General features: G+C 48.2%; 26 protein-coding genes and 1 pseudogene. 12 read left to right on the forward strand and 15 right to left on the reverse strand.

Translation table 11 applies throughout. From position 1 onward, the window contains the following. Window positions 1-253 precede the first annotated feature (253 nt). From SIB66_RS09100 to SIB66_RS09110, 3 genes are all read right to left on the reverse strand, one after another. Window positions 254-1,315: a carbamoyl-phosphate synthase gene (locus SIB66_RS09100; RefSeq protein WP_413410321.1), complete on the reverse strand. Its 1,062-nt coding sequence runs from the start codon at window positions 1,313-1,315 to the stop codon at window positions 254-256. A 139-nt stretch (window positions 1,316-1,454) separates the two neighbouring features. Then, entirely contained in the window at window positions 1,455-1,862 is a 408-nt protein-coding gene (locus SIB66_RS09105; protein ID WP_063407732.1) for a hypothetical protein, read from the reverse strand. A 712-nt stretch (window positions 1,863-2,574) separates the two neighbouring features. Beyond that, entirely contained in the window at window positions 2,575-2,847 is a 273-nt protein-coding gene (locus SIB66_RS09110; protein ID WP_063407733.1) for a DUF3764 family protein, read from the reverse strand. Window positions 2,848-2,931: 84 nt separating this feature from the next. On the opposite strand from SIB66_RS09110, the gene SIB66_RS09115 reads away from it, so the two are divergent. After that, a complete protein-coding gene (locus SIB66_RS09115; RefSeq protein ID WP_063407734.1) occupies window positions 2,932-3,255 on the forward strand; it encodes a hypothetical protein in 324 nt (107 codons plus the stop codon). Between the two features lie 37 nt (window positions 3,256-3,292). Here the strand turns inward: SIB66_RS09115 and SIB66_RS09120 are convergent, their stop codons facing one another. Together SIB66_RS09120 and SIB66_RS09125 are read right to left on the reverse strand one after the other, a co-directional pair. Beyond that, complete coding sequence (locus SIB66_RS09120) at window positions 3,293-3,553, reverse strand: hypothetical protein (protein WP_236070445.1); 261 nt, start codon at window positions 3,551-3,553, stop codon at window positions 3,293-3,295. 50 nt (window positions 3,554-3,603) lie between these two features. Next, window positions 3,604-3,765 carry a hypothetical protein gene (locus SIB66_RS09125; RefSeq protein ID WP_236070446.1) on the reverse strand — a complete coding sequence of 54 codons (162 nt, stop codon included), beginning with the start codon at window positions 3,763-3,765 and terminating at the stop codon, window positions 3,604-3,606. 422 nt (window positions 3,766-4,187) lie between these two features. Here SIB66_RS09125 and SIB66_RS09130 point away from each other — a divergent pair, with 422 nt between their 5' ends. From SIB66_RS09130 to SIB66_RS09140, 3 genes are all read left to right on the forward strand, one after another. Then, window positions 4,188-4,529, forward strand: a complete 342-nt coding sequence (locus SIB66_RS09130; protein WP_236070447.1) for a hypothetical protein — start codon at window positions 4,188-4,190, stop codon at window positions 4,527-4,529. Between the two features lie 66 nt (window positions 4,530-4,595). Continuing rightward, window positions 4,596-4,793, forward strand: a complete 198-nt coding sequence (locus SIB66_RS09135) for a hypothetical protein (RefSeq protein WP_236070448.1) — start codon at window positions 4,596-4,598, stop codon at window positions 4,791-4,793. Window positions 4,794-4,921: 128 nt separating this feature from the next. Further along, complete coding sequence (locus SIB66_RS09140; protein ID WP_011825930.1) at window positions 4,922-5,164, forward strand: hypothetical protein; 243 nt, start codon at window positions 4,922-4,924, stop codon at window positions 5,162-5,164. A 375-nt stretch (window positions 5,165-5,539) separates the two neighbouring features. Here the strand turns inward: SIB66_RS09140 and SIB66_RS09145 are convergent, their stop codons facing one another. Further along, on the reverse strand, window positions 5,540-5,743 hold the full coding sequence (locus SIB66_RS09145) for a hypothetical protein (RefSeq protein WP_236073557.1): 204 nt from the start codon (window positions 5,741-5,743) through the stop codon (window positions 5,540-5,542). 10 nt (window positions 5,744-5,753) lie between these two features. Between SIB66_RS09145 and SIB66_RS09150 the strand changes: the two genes are divergently transcribed. Further along, window positions 5,754-5,921 (forward strand): hypothetical protein, encoded by a 168-nt coding sequence (locus SIB66_RS09150; protein WP_236073558.1) that lies wholly within the window; start codon window positions 5,754-5,756, stop codon window positions 5,919-5,921. A gap of 60 nt (window positions 5,922-5,981) precedes the next feature. Here the strand turns inward: SIB66_RS09150 and SIB66_RS09155 are convergent, their stop codons facing one another. Both SIB66_RS09155 and SIB66_RS09160 read right to left on the reverse strand, forming a co-directional pair. Further along, window positions 5,982-6,191, reverse strand: a complete 210-nt coding sequence (locus SIB66_RS09155; RefSeq protein WP_236070451.1) for a hypothetical protein — start codon at window positions 6,189-6,191, stop codon at window positions 5,982-5,984. Window positions 6,192-6,259: 68 nt separating this feature from the next. Continuing rightward, window positions 6,260-6,388, reverse strand: coding sequence for a hypothetical protein (locus SIB66_RS09160; protein ID WP_413410325.1), 129 nt, complete (start codon window positions 6,386-6,388; stop codon window positions 6,260-6,262). A gap of 30 nt (window positions 6,389-6,418) precedes the next feature. Between SIB66_RS09160 and SIB66_RS09165 the strand changes: the two genes are divergently transcribed. Further along, window positions 6,419-6,634 carry a DUF1651 domain-containing protein gene (locus SIB66_RS09165; protein WP_236070452.1) on the forward strand — a complete coding sequence of 72 codons (216 nt, stop codon included), beginning with the start codon at window positions 6,419-6,421 and terminating at the stop codon, window positions 6,632-6,634. Here SIB66_RS09165 and SIB66_RS09170 read toward each other — a convergent pair. Next, window positions 6,620-7,006, reverse strand: a complete 387-nt coding sequence (locus SIB66_RS09170; RefSeq protein WP_063407737.1) for a hypothetical protein — start codon at window positions 7,004-7,006, stop codon at window positions 6,620-6,622. The two genes, SIB66_RS09165 and SIB66_RS09170, sit on opposite strands and share 15 nt — an antisense overlap. 212 nt (window positions 7,007-7,218) lie before the next feature. Between SIB66_RS09170 and SIB66_RS09175 the strand changes: the two genes are divergently transcribed. Together SIB66_RS09175 and SIB66_RS09180 are read left to right on the forward strand one after the other, a co-directional pair. Further along, window positions 7,219-7,473, forward strand: a complete 255-nt coding sequence (locus SIB66_RS09175; RefSeq protein ID WP_011130332.1) for a guanylate-binding protein — start codon at window positions 7,219-7,221, stop codon at window positions 7,471-7,473. Between the two features lie 679 nt (window positions 7,474-8,152). After that, window positions 8,153-8,515 carry a tetratricopeptide repeat protein gene (locus SIB66_RS09180; protein ID WP_236070082.1) on the forward strand — a complete coding sequence of 121 codons (363 nt, stop codon included), beginning with the start codon at window positions 8,153-8,155 and terminating at the stop codon, window positions 8,513-8,515. Between the two features lie 30 nt (window positions 8,516-8,545). On the opposite strand, the gene SIB66_RS09185 is transcribed toward SIB66_RS09180, so the two are convergent. The 3 genes and pseudogenes from SIB66_RS09185 to SIB66_RS09195 form a co-directional block, all read right to left on the reverse strand. Beyond that, window positions 8,546-8,737 carry a hypothetical protein gene (locus tag SIB66_RS09185; RefSeq protein WP_236070083.1) on the reverse strand — a complete coding sequence of 64 codons (192 nt, stop codon included), beginning with the start codon at window positions 8,735-8,737 and terminating at the stop codon, window positions 8,546-8,548. Further along, window positions 8,721-9,056, reverse strand: a complete 336-nt coding sequence (locus SIB66_RS09190) for a DUF3303 domain-containing protein (protein ID WP_236070084.1) — start codon at window positions 9,054-9,056, stop codon at window positions 8,721-8,723. The genes SIB66_RS09185 and SIB66_RS09190 overlap by 17 nt, the downstream gene beginning before the upstream one ends. A 99-nt stretch (window positions 9,057-9,155) precedes the next feature. Next, window positions 9,156-9,465 (reverse strand): annotated as a pseudogene (locus SIB66_RS09195) (hypothetical protein); the annotation flags it as partial. A gap of 85 nt (window positions 9,466-9,550) precedes the next feature. Between SIB66_RS09195 and SIB66_RS09200 the strand changes: the two are divergent. Next, window positions 9,551-9,886 carry a GRAM domain-containing protein gene (locus tag SIB66_RS09200; protein WP_236073583.1) on the forward strand — a complete coding sequence of 112 codons (336 nt, stop codon included), beginning with the start codon at window positions 9,551-9,553 and terminating at the stop codon, window positions 9,884-9,886. A gap of 1,185 nt (window positions 9,887-11,071) precedes the next feature. Next, window positions 11,072-11,314 carry a Nif11-like leader peptide family RiPP precursor gene (locus SIB66_RS09205; RefSeq protein WP_236070102.1) on the forward strand — a complete coding sequence of 81 codons (243 nt, stop codon included), beginning with the start codon at window positions 11,072-11,074 and terminating at the stop codon, window positions 11,312-11,314. Window positions 11,315-11,768: 454 nt separating this feature from the next. Here SIB66_RS09205 and SIB66_RS09210 read toward each other — a convergent pair whose 3' ends face one another. Further along, window positions 11,769-12,374 carry an alpha-ketoglutarate-dependent dioxygenase AlkB family protein gene (locus tag SIB66_RS09210; protein ID WP_063405699.1) on the reverse strand — a complete coding sequence of 202 codons (606 nt, stop codon included), beginning with the start codon at window positions 12,372-12,374 and terminating at the stop codon, window positions 11,769-11,771. A 103-nt stretch (window positions 12,375-12,477) separates the two neighbouring features. On the opposite strand from SIB66_RS09210, the gene SIB66_RS09215 reads away from it, so the two are divergent. Both SIB66_RS09215 and SIB66_RS09220 read left to right on the forward strand, forming a co-directional pair. Continuing rightward, window positions 12,478-14,148, forward strand: a complete 1,671-nt coding sequence (locus SIB66_RS09215; protein ID WP_236070085.1) for a bifunctional aminoglycoside phosphotransferase/ATP-binding protein — start codon at window positions 12,478-12,480, stop codon at window positions 14,146-14,148. A 499-nt stretch (window positions 14,149-14,647) separates the two neighbouring features. Beyond that, complete coding sequence (locus tag SIB66_RS09220; protein ID WP_063421323.1) at window positions 14,648-17,329, forward strand: glycosyl hydrolase family 18 protein; 2,682 nt, start codon at window positions 14,648-14,650, stop codon at window positions 17,327-17,329. 432 nt (window positions 17,330-17,761) lie between these two features. Here SIB66_RS09220 and SIB66_RS09225 read toward each other — a convergent pair whose 3' ends face one another. Then, window positions 17,762-17,980 carry a hypothetical protein gene (locus SIB66_RS09225; protein WP_063405701.1) on the reverse strand — a complete coding sequence of 73 codons (219 nt, stop codon included), beginning with the start codon at window positions 17,978-17,980 and terminating at the stop codon, window positions 17,762-17,764. Between the two features lie 757 nt (window positions 17,981-18,737). Continuing rightward, the gene (locus SIB66_RS09230; RefSeq protein ID WP_063405702.1) at window positions 18,738-19,631 is read right to left on the reverse strand and encodes a homoserine O-succinyltransferase; all 894 of its coding nucleotides are present in this window, start codon (window positions 19,629-19,631) and stop codon (window positions 18,738-18,740) included. Window positions 19,632-19,635 lie beyond the last annotated feature (4 nt).

Genomic DNA, 19,635 nt, shown 5'->3' on the forward strand with positions numbered 1-19,635 from the left:
AGGGATTTAAGCCCTTATGGGATGATTGGAGAAATAAAAAACCATGTGATTGCATGGGTTTTGCTGGTGGATACAGGAAACTCATGGCCAGATTGCTTCTACATCGATGATGTGTCTATACCCACTCATCAATCCACTTACTACTCGCTACTCTTGGCAGAAGCTTGCCGATCATACCAATGATATGAGTATTTTCCGGATACAGTTTTGCAATTGTTTTTTTGTACAATGATATTTATTCCCTACAGTTTCTCTAAGTCTTGAACCACCGGTATTTATATTTATCAGTTGTACAATGATATTTATTTCCATTATCTTTTTTGTGTGCTGATTTGCCTGTACCGGTACACTTCTCGCCCGAAAGCTTGCCCCCATCATGAACCCTTACATCACGATGTTTGATTGATTCTGTGAGTGATTGGATTACAGGAGTTTTCCAGGCTTTCTTTTCTGTTGTTGGTGCGTTGTTGTTGCCAAAGCGATATTCAATATTGCCAGAAACGCGTGTATCAAAGGCTTCGTCATAAGAGAGATCAACACCAAGCGTTAATCCACTGCTGATTTCATAGGAGAGTTGGGCAAGAACACCAGAGGCATCGTTAGCTGTCAGGTCATCACCATGCTGGTAGTAGTAACCAATCGAGGCATCCCACTGCGGGCTGATGGCATAGCCAACATCTAAGCCGTAGGTGCGTAGAGCACCACCGCGGTAATGGTCGTTAAGCACATGCTCTGTATCGCCAATAGGGAAGAGGCCATAAGCATTGAAGTTCCAGCTATCGGAAACAGCTTCTAAACCTGCAGCTATTTGAGAGAAGAAGACATCACGGCGATCACTAACGGATTTGGCATCCCTGATAAAAGCATCAGCATTGCCTGTATTCATTGGCCGGCTGTCATAGCCAGCATTCACCCCATACATCCAGCTGCGATCACCATTGAGCCAGCGATAACCCAAGCGGGTTGAGGTGGAGATGGTTGTACCCGCGACATCGGTATTAATGATGCTGCTGTAGCCGTCGTAGTCAGAGAAGTTGGCGTTAGCTAAGGCATCAAGGAAGAAGACACTGTTCTCGCCAACGGCAATGGGAAGAAAGGCTCCAATACCAGCTTGATTTGGTGTTCCTGCTCCTTGTAGGGCTCCTTGAAAACCCCAGTTGAACTGCACAGCGTCTTTAAGGTTGATCTCCATCACGCCAAGATCTGCTGCACTGCCGCTTTCTTCTTGAGCAGCGACTGGATGGATGGGAGAGTTGGCTAAGGCAAGAGCCGCCGCACCGGTAAGGGTTAAAGAGAGACGAATCGAACGCTGCACTGGGATTAAGCGCTTAAAAGGTCACTCATTATCTGGGATTTTTTGGGTTGCAGCTGTCAGTCCATATCAACTGCATTAAAAGGAGACTGAGAAGTTTTTACGACTGAATATCAAAAGCCTCGAATACTGATGGGGCTTTTTATTTGACTGCATTCACCTGCAAATAGAGGTCTGCTGTTGCATCTGGTTTGAACCTGGCGTAACTACCGAGATGCACTTCAATCGTGTGGCCCATGCCTTCAGCGATATTGCCGACAGGCAGATTCGCTGCATGTGACGCCTTGGCGTAACGGTGACGAAAGGAGTAGGGAGTCAACACTTTATCGGCATGCTTTGCCTCTTCTTTGATTTGGATACATACTGTTCTGCGTTTGAGGTAAGTACCGAGGGCCTCGCCTGCTTTACCTCGCTGGCTTAATGGCGGCAGTTGTTCGCCAATCTGTAGACGACTCTGCAAATTCCAGTCGATGTAGTTACCGTCTGCGTCTTTAACGGGCAGGGGATGAAGCTTGCGAGGCTCAGTGCGCTGACCTCTACGACCACTCATGGATTTGCGATAGATGCTCCACAACTCTGGTCCGCTTGGGCCATCCTTAATCAGTAGGTGTCTCAGCTCCTCTGGCTTCAGTCCATAGACAGCACAAAGCTGAATCGCAAAACGCTAGTAGGCATGACTCTCATTTTGTGTTCGCGATGACACTCCTATGGTCTCAGGGCTGTTCTCTACTAACCACAAGATTTGCGCATCAGATAAGGGATAGCCATCATACTTTGGATTATGAATTTCTGGTGCATCAGCAGGTGGTAAATAGGTCGCCTTGAGATGATCTCGACCACTGCCCAATTGAGAAACGCACAAAGGTTTTGTCGCATGATCTGACGCTGCCTAGAGTGCGGTGTCGATGAATGCCAAGCACGGAACTACCTGCTTGAAGCACGTCAGGTTGTCATTGATGACGTCAACCATGACCGCAAGATTGTTGTCGCTGAGATGGTTCACATGATGAAGGCCGACATGAAGGAAGGCTTTCGTACAGTTCAGCTGAATTCAGTCATCGCAGCCGCCACTACGTTGTCGCGTGTGGCCAAGCTCTAAAAACGATTACCTGCTTGTCTAGGGCCTTAGGACAACAACGTGCTGTACAAAACCTTGATGACTTTCGCTTCATGTGCATCGGCTTCTGCATTGTCTAACTTTCCGTCCACTCTGCAAAGGAGTTGCTGATCTCCAAGGTGCAGTGAATGGTTTCGAGCATTGATCACTCTGCGGTGTAGGTACTGAGTTCAGTGCTATTCCATATATGGCCGCTGCTTTCAATCAGCTCCTTGTTGTCTTCCATCAGTTTTGTGGCCACGCCAGGGGCTGCCTGGTGGATCACCACCACCTTGCTGGGATCTTTAGTGCTGACCCCCCGATAAAGCGGCGTCACTCCTGCTGCTGCATGCATTTTGCTCACGTCCTCGCTGTCAAAGATTGCGAGCCACTGCGCAAAGGGGACGCTCAGCTTGAAGGTGCAGACGGTAGTTTCCATTAGATAGCTATCAATTGCTGGATTATTTACTGAATTAGTTTTGCTTGCTGTGTCGAGAGTTACTCAGCAAGGTGCTATGCGCCAGTGCTCACCAACGCAAGAATCATTAATTATCCCCGCCAAGAGCGGGATATCACGGGGCGAGAGCCTCACAACACCTTCAGATCAATGAAACTCTTTTCTTTTACCGCTGCTTCTGCTGCTGTTTTCAGTGCATCCCTAATCAATTCTGTCTCTGCTGGCCAAAAGATAAATCCTATTGATCCAAATCTTCCAGATTGCCTTACAGGACTAAGGAATGGCTTTTTAGTTGATCAACAAACCGGCAAGCCAATTATGTCTGCCAGGTGTCAAGACTATGTAGATGGACAGTATTGGACTGTTGGGCAATATGTTCGCAGTCGCTAGAAATTTTTGTCGGGGAGCCTGAAGCTTCGGCTGAAATCTATACAACACCCTCGATGGGGAAAGCAGGGCGCGAAGTGTTGTGCGCGATCAATGCCCCGATAAAATTATCAATTCCCCGCCTCGTGCGGGTTTTTTTTATTGGGCTGCTCCAGGCAACAGTTCCCTGCATCCAGGGATCTTCTTCAGAAGAAGACCAAGCCCTGATGCCAGGAGCCAGGGTCAGTATCAAGGTTGTAGCTGCGATCAATAGGAAGCGCATGTCATCTCCTGGCCTATCCGGCGACGCTAAGTCTGCCACCTTTTTTGAAGTGGGTTCAATAGGGAATCGGTTCCAAACTCGTCTGGGGGCTATATGAACTGGATTACTTCGGAGACGTTGAGCTGTCCTCGGGAATAGACGAAGACTCCTTTGAAGTAATCACGGACGGTGAGGGCGACGTCTGTTTGGAAGGTTGGTAAAAGGACCGCCAGGTCGAGGCTGCCGAGCAGCGAGTTGGGGGCTTGAGCCAAGCGCTTCTGGACATCGTTTCCGTGGCGGCTTGTGGAACCTTCGAGGAATTTTCCAGTTTTTTTTGTCAATCCCGGACACTTTTTTTGTCTTATTGAGTCAGCAACTCGACGTGCCTTGGATCTGTCACCGATTTTGCAGTTGATTCTTTAGGAACCCCATAAAAAAGGCCCTGGCGTGGGGCCTGCAGATCTTCGCTTTTTTAAAACTAGTCAAACCAGAAATCGGAGCCGCTTGTCGTCATCAATCTCGCCAGCCATAACCCTGAAGGCGTTTTCACTGTGAATAACATCAAAGGCTGACTTGTAGACGTGGCCCTTATGGACCATCACCGCAATGGTGAGGCCGATGGATGGTTTGGATTCTGGTTAATTTTGAGTCCTGAGCAAAGGCTAAGGACTGATCCTGAAGTTTCTGGAGTGTCATGGGAGGGTCGCGATCTGCCCTCTTGTGCGAAGCCGGACTCCAAAGGGTGAGCGGTTTCAGCCATTGCGGGTCGAGGTTTCACCCCTTGCCCCTTGTGTTCAGAGCTACATTTGATATATCAAGGGGTGACGCAGTGTTGAGGAATTGGGTGGGGCTTGAGAAGGCCTCACATGGCACGATCGAGAGCGCACGCTCTCAGGTCGATTCACTAGATGACATTGAGCAGATGCGAGTTCTGCTCAAGAATGTCATTTCAGCTCACGACACGCTCAAGCAAAGGCTGGAACACAAGCTCACCAACATGACCAACTACATGGCCCTGTCCAAAAAAGGCCAATAAAAAGCCCCCCGGAGGAGGCCCTGTCCTTTCGACACACTCTCTAGCAACATCCATCACTGGTAAGGGATGAGTGCTTGTACCTGTTCTGCTTGTAAGGAAGGTCTTTGGGAGAAGTTGCACAGAGCTAAGACACTCCTCACTCAGGAGTGTTGGGCGGTACTCGTTGGGGCCGCCATTTTCTTACGTGCTTGTGATCCGCCACGGGCCGTCGAGGCAGCCCATCAAAATCAGCCGGCCTGGTTTTTACTACACATCGGGATGTGATCAAAGCACTCCTTGGACGTGTCAACATTAGGGAGTTACTGGATCAAGGCCCTGAGGGCGCGGCCTTTTTTCATACCAGGGAGTCTTCTCGCAGTCGCTAAGCCCTGGTGTATTTCTGCCTGCTAAGCATGATGATGCGTGCCAATAGAGAGCTGGAATTGACAGAACCAGACCCGGCAGTTTTAGACGCCCTTGTCACTAAGGCTTTAGAGCTTTCGGCAAGTGCAGGCGGGGAGTTGGAGCGCAGCTGCTGGATGGTGGTTCATGAGCATGCTCACGGAGTAAAGCCAACGGAGTACGACATCCGAGAAATTGACGAGCAGCTTTATCTGAAGGTTCTGGAGACCAGCCGATCCAGATCAGTTTGCTGAGATAGAGAGGTCGAATAACCTGCCGTAGCTTCTTAGAAATCAGACTAGGAGCTAAGCAGTGCCGCAACCCGCCGCTCATCGAAGGGAACATCACACCAGGAGTTTCCCCTCCCTTCTGCCAGCACTCCGCAGCAGTTACAGCTGAACGCATTGCAGGTGAACTTGGCGTTCCCAATGCGGCTTTTGCTCATCTGTTAAGAGTTGGCCATACCGCACCCCCTCACCATCAGAGGCTTTTTGTTAGTAACGTATGTCTTATTGTGTCCCTTCGCCAAGGGGTGCTCCTCTTACATGTCCCTGACGTTTCTCAACAAAGGAGTTAGGACAAGACAATCCGCCTAAAAACCTATTCCACCTGAACTATTGAGGCTCTATCTATTTGAGATTGGGATCGTTGTTATTGGTCCTGCTGCCTTCTTTCCTTGGCGTTTTGGAGGGAACGGTGACGACGGCTGATTGAAGGCCCAACCTCACAGTGTTCAGCTCGAAAGACTTGCTCGGCCTCATGGGTTCGATGTAACTGGGTAAGTGTTCTAAGTGCTTCTCCGCTCCTAAAAGAGCTAGGACATCAGGAGACACCTCGAAAACTATGGAAGACAATGCTGTTCAAGCAGGCGACAATTTGCGCTATCTGCTGGTTGCACTCGGTGTTATTGGTGGTAGTGGTCTAGCTGTCTGGCTTCAAAGGGACAAGAAAGCCGACAAGAAAACGAAGCAAAAACAATTTGTTCCCAAGAACACAAAAGGGTTTCAGTGATTGACTGCCCAAAACAAGTGATGAGATCACACCAAGTGCCAGGGGTTTTCTTTTGGTCGTTCAATCACCCCACGTCGCTGTGCACCTATAGCGAGTGCTCATGGCGACAGCAATTGTTATGCAGGACATGTCAGTGACAGTTTTACCTTGAGGGACTTTTCGCTGCGCCTGCGCCTGTGCCATCTCCTCCGATTCACCATCAGCCGTCGCCTCTCCTGCCTGAACGGAACCAGGCCAGGAAGCCAGCAGCACCAATAGCAACGATCCCACCGAATAAATAAAGCAATTCTTTCTGAACAAGGTTGTCCTCCATAGGTTCTGACCAGTCTCTTCTTGTCTTAGCTCCTTTGTTGAGAAACGTCAGGGCCGTAGAAGCGCAGAGCATCTTTAGCACTGGGTTTTAGTAGTAAATAGATATTGACGCGCAGGCCTCGACGCTGAGGGCGGTCAGGAATGGCAAGACGCACTGTTGATCTGACCCAAAGGGTTATTGGTATCTGCGTTTTAAAGATGTTCTCGGCTGTAGCTCTCTAGATCGCCAGATTGAAGTGATCACAGGCCGGCCGATGAAAGGCGTGCCGGCCCTCCTGAAAACCAAGAGGATCTACCTCCAAGTGGATGAGGCCAGGGAGCTATCGAAAAAGACACCAAGAAGAGGGCTGGATGGCCACGGCATCCCACTAGTGGGAAGGGTCGTTTCACCCTCCTGGTAATGGCCTCCAATTATCTGAGACCTGTGAAGGGCTATGCGCGAAGGTCTTCTCCAGATCCCTTTTGAATGAATCATCCCGACTGATTGGGCTGTGATCGCGTCCTGATTCAGTGTCTAGACTGATTTCCTGTGAAAGCCTGACCTCCTTTGTTGCTCTGAACCACCCCAGTTCTTTGGCGATCCCAAAAAACGGCCAGATAGCGAAATAGAGGCAAATGATCGCAAGGCCTACATATCCACCGTTTAATTCCATACCGGAGAACTGACAAACGTTTGCTGTATTCAGCATGGCCACAAGAGGCATGAACAGGAAGCGAACAGTACAAAGAGCAAAGAAACGGCTCGAAGCTCCTCCTGCTGAAGAGGAGAACAACAGCGAGTCGAAGAGGTAAGCGTTGAATCTTGGTTAAGCGAAGACGCTGTGGTTAGTGCTTGAGGAGACGATCGATTTTAATTCGAGAAAACCGTACCTGTGACGTTCACGAAGAGATGTCTATCTCCAACCGGCCCTGGTTCTCACGACCCTTTTGGTTCGGTTGAACATTCTGGTGGAGTCAAACTGTAGGGGTCTTGAAGAGAACAATCATGTATTCACTATTCGATTCCGTCTTTGACGTTCCATTCGGCTACAGCATTCCTCGTGATCGCGTTGTTGTAATTCCTGATTCGCAGTACAACAAGCTGCGTGCGCAAGAAAACGAGCGCCAAGTTGCCAAACTTGAAGCTCGCAAGGAGCATCACTCGCAGGTGATTGAGCGCCTTAACGAGCAGATCAGTGAACTTCAAGCTGCCCTACCAGCAGCTGAGCCAGACAAAGAGTTAGCGGCCACCAAAGAGTGACCGCTAACGGCAGCTGGAGTGGGACCCCTCTGCCGATATTTGCTGGGATACAACGAGTCGTTCTACGGGGCCTGCGGGCCCCTTTCTCTTGTCTGAGCTAGTAGTTGCTGACAAGTGACCTCAAGGGTTTCAACGGACAGAACTGGCTATTGAGATCGTCGTTAACAAGACAAGGACTACCTGAATCCCCCATCCAGATTCGGGCCGTTCTTTTTTGTGCTCTTAGCAGCAAAAAATGCTTGTGCGATCCAGCCCCTGAGTGGTGCGCAAGGTAGTGCGGGGGCGTTTAGAGACGCTTGATCGAAAGGAGTAATTCTGCCTACTGACGCCTTGTTGTTGCTTGCTTAGACCTAGATCAGGAGTCCGAGGACGTAGAAACCCTAAAAACCTGTCCTGGACTTGAGGGCATCCAACGCGGGTGCCCTTCTTAATGCGCTGATTTTGGCGTCGCCATCAAAGAGAACGCATCACATTCACCGCTTGTGTTAAAGCTCACCAGTGGCATTGAGCCAGGTCACTGCATTTTTAAAGAGGTTGAGTGAATCTATGGATAGCGGTGAAGGATGAAAACAAAAAGTCGCCACCGCTCTAGGGGGAGAAAGTAAATAAGAAAAGCCCCGCAGCATGGCGGGGCTTTTTGATGATTCACTGCTATGACATGTTCAGAGATCAACAATCGATGTCAGAAGAGCAACTCAAGGCATTTCTTGCCAAGTTTGATTTAAAGGATTGTCAAGGGGCTATTGCTTATTACAACAAGGCAATTGCAATTAATTCAAAGGATGCCGTTGCCTACAACAACCGAGGTGCTGTTAAGGGTAAACCAGCAGATAATCAAGGAGCAATTACTGATTACAGCGAGGCAATGAAGATTGATCCGCAGGATGTCTTCACCTATAATAATCGTGGTTATGCCACGTGGAAATTAAAAGATTATCAAAGTGCTTGTAATGACTTCAAGAAAGCAGCATCTTTTGAAAGTCAATCAACAGTACAATGGTTAAACAGAGAAGATGGTGCCTGGTGCCGCAATATGCGATGAGGGGATAAGAAATATCCCCACCAGACCGAATCAATACCCCCACTTACCCTTAAAGCAGCACCACCCAGGAGATGCCACGCAGAAGAACGGCACTTGCTGTTTCCCTATCGCTGCTGCCATTAGCTCAACCATTGCTCCTGACACTGGTTGAGCTGTCTTTTGTTGGCGTCCATCAGCAGCCAGCCGGTCTGCTGCATGTGGGTCTTTATTCGACAGCAGCAACAGCTTCCACGCCAGGCCACATTGCTGCGAACTCTGCATCTGACACCACAGCAGTGACCTCGAATTGGATGCCATAGCCCTTAATCCAAGGGCCGAGGTGTGCCCAAACCTTGCCGATGTCGCTAGCTACTGCGATGGCAACCCCACTGCCACTCACGGGTTCGCAGACACGATATTTCACCTCAAAGCCCTCGAATTTGTCGCCAGGTCCTCCTGCGTTGATGTAGTCCGCAAATCCAGGACACGACTCCCAGGCCCCCTCAACAGTGGGGAAAGTCCAGACAATCAGGTAATGCTGCACTGAGTTGAGGCAAAGCATCTTCTGGTTAGCAACGGACCACTTGTGTGTCTTGGAATAGTCCCGGTCCCAAGAAATTCAGAGATTTCAGCTAGGAGGAGTGCTTTGATCGCCAGTGGGTCTGGCACTGCTCACCAGTCGTTTGAGTAAGCGACTCCCCCAATGGCATTTGGGAGCAGCTTTGCTGTGATGGCGATAGTGCTGACAGAAACGCTCATAGCGCCTGGTACAAACATTCAGAGTGGCCGAGAGCTTTAAAAAGGCAGGGCTCCATTCACTGATGCCGTCTGCCTTCAATCTGCTGGAGTGGCCATAATTGGAATAGGGGCCATAAAAAGTCTTTTCTTACCCCAGCCGCTTTTCGGTTGGCATGGATATATCTGAGCGTATTTAACATTCGCCGGTGATCTTTTGGGTGGATCGGTAAGGCAACAACTTCTTAGGACTTAACTAAAGAGGGATTGAAGTTTCTTTAATTGAAGCTAGTGTAAGTTTTAATTAAAATGGCTCCTTGCGTGAAGACTGTTCTTGAGGTTGGAGAAAAGCTTGTCAAGAAATCGCTGGCAAACCATCAAATAGGTATTGAGACCGTTGGAGGGATGCTTTACCTCACCACCGCAAGATTGATTTTTGAGTCACATTCGCTCAACATTCAAACAGGCGCAACCATCGTCTCAATTTCTGAAATCAATAGGCTAAGAAAGGATTGGTCAAAATTCTTAGGCGTTATCCCTATCTTTCCCAACACGCTAGCCGTGACTTCTAGTTCAGGTCATGAAGATAAATTCATTCTGTTTAGAAGAACTCCTTGGATCAATGAGATCAATAAATTAAAAGAGGGACAGGACTAAAGCTCCTAACTATTTCCTTACTCCTAACCCACATAACTTGACAAATTGAGCTACAGCGCTAACAACAGCAACGGGGTTGTTCTACTTTAAATTAACCCTTGCGCTCTCCATCAGTAGATGAATGGCTTGAGCAACAAGATCTGTTCTTTGGATATTCGCCTGATCGATGTCCTCACGGATCAAGGTATATCCCTGTTGAACAGCCCTTTGATAGGTGCGGAGCGGAGAGAGCCAAATACGCCGCTACTAACGACTAGGGCGGCGATGGACTTAACAGTTTTGCGTTGAAATCCTCTCCACTGCCAACCAATAGCGCAACAGGCTGGGCCAAGCCTTCAGATACCAAAACCCATTCAAGGAAGCGCAACTCGCCTGATTTATCGACGCAGGTAATTGGCAGGACTCCCGCTACTTCTTTGCCCTTGTTTCAAGCATTGATCACAGGCGCATAAGAAAAGGGCGCCCTCATCGAGGAGCGCCCAACGAAAAACTGTGTGAGGAGTGTCGCCGTTCTGTTCTACTCCACGTAAAGTACAACTCAGAATCAATAATGAGTAAAATCTCTCATCCCGACCATGCAAAGGGGTAGCTATTAGAGAAGTGCTTTGCTTTTTAGGGCATGGACTCACCTGCTGTGGTTGTCATGGGGATCAGTTTTGTGCTTGCACTAGTCGGGCTGCGGGAGCTGCTTAAGGAACTGAAGCCCGCAAAGCCTCAAAAAGTTCACTGATGCCGATGACCACTGGAGTAGGACATTGCTAGCCACTGTGTGGGAAAAGCGGAAAGGAGCAATTCTGCCTACTGACGCCTTGTTGTTGCTTGCTTAGACCTAGATCAGGAGTCCGAGGACGTAGAAACCCTAAAAACCTGTCCTGGACTTGAGGGCATCCAACGCGGGTGCCCATCTTCATGTCAGTTGTTTGTTCTACTTGCAGAGAAAACGCATCTGTTATTGATGCTTGTGAACAAACTCACTGTTGGCATTGATCCAGGTCACTGCGTTTTTAAAGAGGTTGAGTGAATCTATGGATAGCGGTGAAGGATGAAAACAAAAAGTCGCCACCGCTCTAGGGGGAGAAAGTAAATAAGAAAAGCCACGCAGCATGGCGGGGCTTTTTGATGATTCACTGCTATGACATGTTCAGAGATCAACAATCTATGTCAGAAGAGTAACTCAAGACATTCATCGCCAAAGTTCAAGAAGATAACCCACTACAAGAGCAACTCAAAGCAGAAGGAGCTGACCCTGTTGCCATTGCCAAAGCTACTGGTTGCTCGATCAACACAAAAGACTTAGAAGCAGATAGCGAAAACCTTTCTGATGAAGAACTGGAAGACGTGGCTAGTGGGGGTTGTTGGCTGCTGTGGACGAAGGCGGAGCCTGGAAGGGGGGCTCTTTCGGTATACAGGCGCCGGCCGTGCCGGTAAAGCCCTGAACACTATTCGCTGTTCATCAGTAGGAATCTCCTCTACAATATAGTCCTGCCAATTACTTCTTCTACAGGTTTTTTATTTCTTTAACTGCCGTACTATTTACTTATAACGCCATCCGATACTTAGCTCGATTGATATTATTTTCTGTCTGGCTTTGGCCACTTCAGAGCTGGTCAGTAAACTCCAGATAGTTGAGGCGCAGCAAAAACAATACCTTCAATTCTTATCTCTGATAATAAATCTATCTACTCAAAGTGAACCCCCAAAGACCTCGCTCTTGATCGCCATCTTTAATTCCATTAGTTTTGGTAAATCGCACTGCAATTAAATCCCAATTTTCTGGTATTTTATTGAGATGAATATCTCAAACCCATGTCAATCGATATTATTTAACTGCATCCGATTTGGTTGTCAAATAGAATTAATCACCCATAAGCATTCTGATGAGCTATAGACCTTGGCTTTTGATAAAGCAACGGAAGGTCAGGTTGATTCTTGGTTGAAGCACTCTCTTTCGTCTCGGCAATGCATGTAGCCATTCTTTTTGACATTGAGGGTGCATGATCAACAGATCGCCACCCTGCAAATGAAGCACTTCCCGCAACGGTTGATGGCGATGCTTTAAACAGAAATCCCTTGTTGCTCCCAGTGACAAGGAAGCGATCTGTGTGTTTGGTTCAATCTCAGCTTCATCATCCGCATGCCAACCCATGCTGTCGTTGCCATTGCGATAGAGATTCAGTAAACAACCGTTGAAGTTTTCCTTGCAGGCCGCATTCATTCGCCTGAGCAAGGGATAGAGCCAATCAGGCAATCCTTCGCCGCGATGGCTTACACCGCTGTAGTGATAGTTGACCCCCTCAGCTGCCATGAATGCCGTCAGTCGTGGGACAACGTGATGACGTCCGTAGACTCGAACAACCGGTTGCTCCCAAGCCACACCGTCTTGTAGTCGATGCAGCCAGGATCGAGCATCAGCGCAGTTCAACCAATTGGCCATCCACGTCCAAGGGCGAGCTTCTGCCCAACCGTGTCTTTGTGATGGCTGTGCCATAGAGCTCCTAGCCAACATCATTGAACAGAACCATGTTGGCTTTATAGATGGCGGAGAATAGTCACAGATGCCAGTGTTGAGTCATAGCTGAAACACTCCGCGGGTGACCACGACCAAGCAAAACCAACCCGCTTTGATTCAGGCATTAATGAAGCCAGAGGCTTATCCACATCCGGTGAAGGTTGTGGAGCTTGTCGAGACCCACATTTCCTGGGTGCTTCTGACCGGTTCCTATGTCTACAAAGTCAAAAAAGCTGTGCATTTTGACTTTGTAGACGCCACCACGCTGAAACAACGCCTTCATTTTTGCCAAGAGGAGCTGCGCCTAAATCGTCGCTTGGCTCCAGACCTTTATCTAGGTGTGACCAGGATTCTCGAATCAGTTGATGGCGCCAAAGTTCTCGATGAAAACTTTGAATCGAATGATCCATCCACAAAGGGTGTGGTTGAGGTTGCTGTGAAGATGCGTCAGTTCCCTGCCTCTCGTCTTCTCAGTGTTTATCTGAGTGATGGGGTTTTGAAGACTGAATCACTAAAAAGGCTTGCTTTCGATCTTGCAGAGTTTCATCTCAGTGTCAAAACGGCCGTTGCAGATGGTGATTTTGGTGGGTTTGATGCGGTAATTAATCCTGTTCATGCCAATTTGCGTGTATTGGATCAGTTGAAACTTCCTGAGCCATTAGAGCTTTGGCTTGAGCAGCATCGAGTTTGGATTAAGAGGATTCAGCCAGAACTGGCTTTTCGTTTTAAACAACGACTCAACGCAGGAGCCATACGCGAATGCCATGGCGATCTTCATGTCGGCAATATACACTTAAACAACGATGAACGTTTAGAAGTCTTTGATGCCATTGATTTTAATCCAAGTCTTCGTTGGATCGATCCGATTAGTGAAATTGCATTTCTAGTGATGGATTTTGAGGTACACGATCATCAGGGTGATGCCATGGTGATACTCAACGAATGGCTTGAGCACACCGGCGATTACAAGGCTCTTGATCTTTGGCCTTGGTATTCGGCTTACCGAGCGCTTGTGCGCGCCAAAGTGAGTGGCCTGCAATGGCAGCAACTCTGCTCCCAGAGTCAGCATCACTCTGTTGATCAGCAACATCTTCAACGGCTGCTTAAGGATCTCAACCTCTACATTCAGCGGGCAAGAGAGGCCCAGCAAACAAAATCAGCCGGTATTGTGCTGATGCATGGACTAAGCGGTAGTGGTAAATCCTTTTTGAGTGAGCAGCTCTATCAGCAGTTGCCAGCAGTACGATTGCGTTCAGATGTTGAACGTCAGCGTGCTTTCGGTCGCCGACCGCTGCACAAGTTGCTTGGCTTTGAGAAAGGAACGATGACAAGTGGTGGCATTGCACCACTTTTTCATGGAGACCCTTATCGACCTGAGGTCACCCAGTGGTTGTTTGATCAATGCCTACCGGCATTAACTCAAAGTTGCTTGAGCAGTGGTTACACCACAATTGTTGATGCCACCTTCTTACGCGAACGAGAACGACGGCGAATGTTTGCATTGGCGCGTCAGCAAGGATGCCCGATTGCCATCGTGGCCTGTGAATGTAGTGATTTCACAGCTCAGCAGCGTATCGCTACAAGGATGGGGATTGGAACTGACCCCTCTGAGGCAGATTTAAGCGTGCGTGAACTGCAGAAAGCGTGGATTGAACCTCTAACCACCTATGAGCAAGATCTGACGGTTAGGTTTACAGAAAAAACTTCTATCAGCATTGGCCTAGAACGTTTGCGTGTTTTGCTGAATCCCTAGCGCATCCGATACACTTGGCTTTTGCCATAGAGTATGACTTTGCTTCTATTGCGGTGAGAAAGGGTGAAGATTCTTTGGCCATAGATTGCTGCTTTTGTATGGCTCTACGTTTAAGACAGAAAAAAAATAACTAGAATATGATTTGCTTGGCTTATCTTTTGGCTCATTGACCATTATGATTCGGTAACCTTCTCAGGCTCTACATTTCGTGATTAGAAAAACCTTTTTATCTTTTTTGTAGATCTTCTCTGTTGTTCTGTTTTTGTAAAAATGATGATTTAAGGTATTTCGCATATCGTTCATAATAACGACATTCTATTTCATGTATGTTTGTTCTTAGTATTCACATTTGGAAATAGCTATGACTGTGCTTTCCCTTGGCTTAATCAACTCTTAGATGCTTCTGAGAATCATCTGAATCATTGAAAAACCCTTCACTTGTAGGGTTCTCTTGCGCTGTATTCAAGACAAGAATTCTTGCGTAGGAGGATTTACTTCAATGGCTTTTCAACTTGGTGGTAAGACCTTTGTGGTTAACGCCTCAGGGGCAGACATCACGGGCTTCGATCCATCTCGCGATCGTCTTGATTTTGGCGATATCTCCGTACATGGTCTAATCCTTGGCAAGCTTGTCGATGGCACGGCGGTGCTCGTTAATCCTTGGCAGGATAGTGATTATCAAAGGATTCTTGATCACAACGGCAATGGAATTAGCTGGAACCAGTTAACGCTTGAAAATTTCGCCCCGGTTGGAAATGAACACTTGCGGGAGGACATTGGTGGTGTGATGTCCTGGGAGTTGGGTATCGGTCCGCGTGATGCGGACACGGTCTACATACGTTCCCATGAATATGGCGTCCATGAGCGGGTCGAGAACTTTGATCCCCAGACCCAGAAGCTGAACTTTCTATATCTAGGCACGCGTGAGCGTTTGTCATTGACCGACACCGACGCGGGCCTACTGATTTCAGTGGATCCCTCATCACAGAGCTTGCTGTTGGTGGGAGTGAAACGTACTGATTTGTATGCAGGCAACCTGGAGTTCCATTTTGACCAGGTCATGGAAGACAACCTTGAGGAACCCTTTGGGGTTGCTGAGGATGACGTCAGCCTGGTTAGTCGGGAGTTATTGCTGACACCGCAGTCAATTGGAGGTGCAACAACCGATGGCTACCAGGTGCGTTCTGGCCAGTTGGTTCAGGCGGCTGAAACGCTAATCATCAACGAGGTTGATCACAGCGCACATCACAGCGCCACGCATCACAACGCCTTGGACCACAGCGCCATTGGGTCTGATATGTCTACTGGTGATGCCGTGTTGGCCAGCAATGGACCGCTGTCGCTTGAGGTGAGTGGTTCCTTGTATTGGGGAGGCATGAGTGGAAAGCTCACGCTCACAAATTCCGGCAATACAGATCTAGATGGCTGGTCGGTGTCTTTCGTGACTCCGCATACAAACTTCCAGAGCTGGGCCGGAGATGCTCAGATTGAGTCGTTGGCGGATGGTACCAACCGGATCACATTGACACCTGCATCCTGGAACCAGAGCATCGCTATTGGCCAGAGTATCGAGGTGAGTTTCAACGCTCAGAGCGTGGGTCTGCCAAATAGTGGCAGTTTGAACAACGAACTGTTCTTTGCAGACGGTCAGACACAGATTCCATCAGGCGGCATCAGTGTTGAGGCGGATCCTATGCAGCCTCAGGAGTCTGAGACGTCTAGCACCGCGACGACCACTGATTTTGTGCCTGAGACGGGGACCAACGACGACGCGTATCTGCTGGAGGTGTCTTCTACGGACATCGCAGATGGGTCTAAGCGGATCGTGGGCTATTTCGAAGAGTGGGGCATCTACTCCCGCGACTTTTTGGTGCAAGACATCAATGTCGAAGACTTGACCCACATCAACTACTCCTTTTTCGATGTTAAGGCCAATGGAGATGTCAACCTTTTTGATTCTTGGGCTGCCACCGACAAACGTTACAGCGCCGAGGAACAAGTTAGCCGTACCTTTAGTGCCGACGAGTGGGCCGCCCTGGACGATTCACGTCGCTCCAGCTATACATCTGGTTCTGAATTTACGACTCTCATCAATGGGAATGGAAGCGTGAGCGTGAGTGGTGTCCCAGTGGGCTGGGACGTCAACGGTGAGCTTGCAGGCAACCTACGTCAGTTTGCCCTTTTGAAGCAGCTGAATCCCGACATCAGTCTTGGCCTGGCCCTTGGTGGTTGGACCTTGTCTGACGAGTTCAGCCTTGCCTTTGATGATGTGGCCGGCCGTGAGCGGTTTACTGACAACGTCATTTCAACCCTCGAGACTTACGACTTCTTCAATACCGTTGATTTTGACTGGGAGTATCCAGGAGGAGGTGGTCTTAGCGGTAATGCTTTCAGTGATCAAGACGGCGCAAACTTCGCGGCGACGCTGAAGGTTTTGCGTCAGAAGATGGATCTCCTCGAGACTCGCACCGGCGAGGACTATGAGATCTCAATTGCTACGGCGGGAGGTCAAGAGAAGCTGGCTAATCTCAATCTGCCGGCAATTGATGCTTACGTCGATTTTTATAATGTGATGACCTATGACTTCCATGGCGGCTGGGAGTCTGTTACAGGACACCAGGCTGCGATGACCGCGGATGCTGGTGGTTATGACGTCGTGACTGCCATTCAGCAGTTTAGAAATGCTGGAATTGCCCCCGAGAAGGTGGTATTGGGAGTACCGACTTACACGAGGGCATGGGGTGGCGTCGATAGTGGTGAAAAGTTGGGTTATGGAGAGCTGGGCGTTGCAAACTCTGCTCCCGGTTCTTATGAGGCTGGCAATTATGACCAGAAGGATCTCGTTACTGGCATCAATAATGGCTCCTATGACCTTGCCTGGGACGACGATGCCAAGGCTGCCTATCTCTACAACGACCAGGAGCAGATCTGGAGTTCGATCGAGACCCCAAGCACAATTGCTGGCAAAGCTGCTTACGTCGATGCAGCTGAGCTGGGCGGAATGATGTTCTGGGCATTATCCAGCGATAGTTCTGGCGAGCAGAGCTTGATTGGTGCTGCGTCCGATCTTCTTCGTGGTGGGGTCTCTCCTGATCTGGTCATTGCACGTAGCCCTGGTTTCGATGTTGTGTTCGGTGGTGATGGGCAGTTCAACATCAGCGACTTCACCACTCTTGCCTGATTACCGACTTGATCGGCTCTATCGACAGAATGTCTTTTTAACATTTTTAGATAGATTCAGAAGGGTTTCACGATGATCTGAATGATGAACTGCCTTTTAAACAAGTAAGGCGATATTTATTGATTACCGCCTTGGAGACATTCATACAATTGTGACTTTCCAAGACCAAGCGGACGTTCTTGATGAGGTTGGTACGCCATCAAGTCTCAATCCTTCTAGAAGCGATAATGATAAATTATTGGCAATAGCAAACACTGATTAGGTTCCTTTTAGTGGGAATGAGCCTGTGCTCTAACTCTAGGTAATCATAGCAACAGTCGATGGTGATTTTGGTTGTATTTTTCAATGAGATGCTTGTGAAGCTGATGGATTAGGCTTGATGGCAATATTAACTATTTAATTTTCTACGGCAGATCACTTTTAAAGTAATTGCTAGAGTCGGATGCGAATGCCGACCTCTACACTCTGCTGTAAATGGTCCTGAGTTTTAGGATTGTCGCTCCATACATCGATAGTATTGCCTCCATTAATCCATACAATGCGGTAACCCAAGTAAAAACTTGTACCCTTGGAAAGCTCATAGGAAATTCCAGCCTTGCCTTGGCTAGCAAAGGTTGTTCCTGAAGCTGACCCTTTGTGAACACCATTCATCACATTGTATTGACTGAAGGCAATTCCTAATCCTCCGCCGATATAAGGAGTAAACTTAGAATTTTTTTAATGTCCTTGATTACATTGAGTTGCACTAAATTAGTCGCGACTTGATCTCCATCGCTCCAGGCTTTCCTTCCTGGTATTTTGAATTTGTTCGTAGCTGTTGGGTAAAGATCTAAATATTCACCCTCGAGACGCCATGCACCCGGGAAGATATAACCTATAGCAATATTTGGACCTATTGTATTGTTGATTTGATAAGATTCGTCTGATATCTAAGGGGCTTGGTCGTTGGTACTCTAAAGAGATATATTGCTAGTTAAGCCGATAGACAAGTCTAACGAAGTGTAGAAATCGCTGCTTTCAATATTACGCTCTCTGTTTGATTCAGTTTGGTTCTTTTGCTCGTATTGCTCATTGATAGGCTCTGACATAACTGCTCCAGGTATAATCAATACAAAAAGATCAGGCAGGTCGTAAATATTTTTTGATCATTGGGGATCTCGTGATAGAACGCTTTGTTTTATTACATTTTAGCGGATCATAGCTTTATAGGGAAATGCATTCTTTGACGCCTCTAATGCTTCTTGAATGCCAATGATTCATTGTGCCTTTATTGTATTTACATGTGATAAAAAAATGAGCCGTGAATGGGAAAGTTCCTGGATCTATAGTGCTTTTGAGGTTGATTGATAGAGATTCCCTGGCTTTTTGGGTTATTCTTTTTGCTATACGTAGTCATGATGACAGCATTTTAGTCACGCAAACTTACTCTTTGATAGCAGAACCATAGCCAGTGCTGAAACAGTAGATTGCGATGTGATCGCCATAGAGTTAGAGGGTTGTCTGGATCAAAGTTTTCAGGGGGCTGAACATCACCTCGCGCTTGATCACGTTCCATCTCTGTTAACAGGCGCCCCGCGTTGTACTCCGGATGGCCAAGATGCACCAGTTGGCGTTGATCGGTGGTCTCAAAGATTGTGTAGCCAACCTTCTCACCATGGGCCAGTAAACGTAGACGTCCCTGTCGTTGTGCAGCTTCCATTGCGCTATCAGGCAACCCAGCATGGCGACTCTGCGGACACACAAATCGATCGTCTTGAGTGCCCATCAGGGCATGGCCGGGGACCAAGCTGCGCATTGGGAACACCCCGAATAACTTTTTGGCAAATGATTTTTTATCGACACCTTGGAGATAGGCCATGGCAAAACCAGCCCAGCACAAGCCAAGCGTGTTTGCACAGTTCTGCCGTGCCTCTTCGATGATTTTTACTAGCTCTTGCCAGTAGTTCACCTCCTCAAATGGCAGATGTTCAACTGGGGCTCCAGTGATGATCAAACCATCAAGAGGATTGGGTTCCATCGCTTCCTCCCAGCCCACATAGAGATTATCGAGATGAGCAAGGTCCCATGTTTTATAGCTATGGCTACGTAGCCTTATCCAGATCGGTTCGATCTGTAGAGGTGAAAGCCCAAGGGGATGCAGCAGATTGAATTCATACTGCTTACCCAGGGGCATGATGTTGAGGATTCCGATTCTTAATGGCCGGATGTCCTGGCGTTCTGCAAGTTCCGGCTCGATCCAGGAGATCCGGTTCTTCTCCACCGCGGCGATCTTGTGATAACTGCGTGGCAGGATCAGCGCCATCGAT

This window comes from Prochlorococcus sp. MIT 1318 (assembly GCF_047304505.1).
In the GTDB taxonomy this organism is placed as follows: domain Bacteria; phylum Cyanobacteriota; class Cyanobacteriia; order PCC-6307; family Cyanobiaceae; genus Prochlorococcus; species Prochlorococcus marinus_D.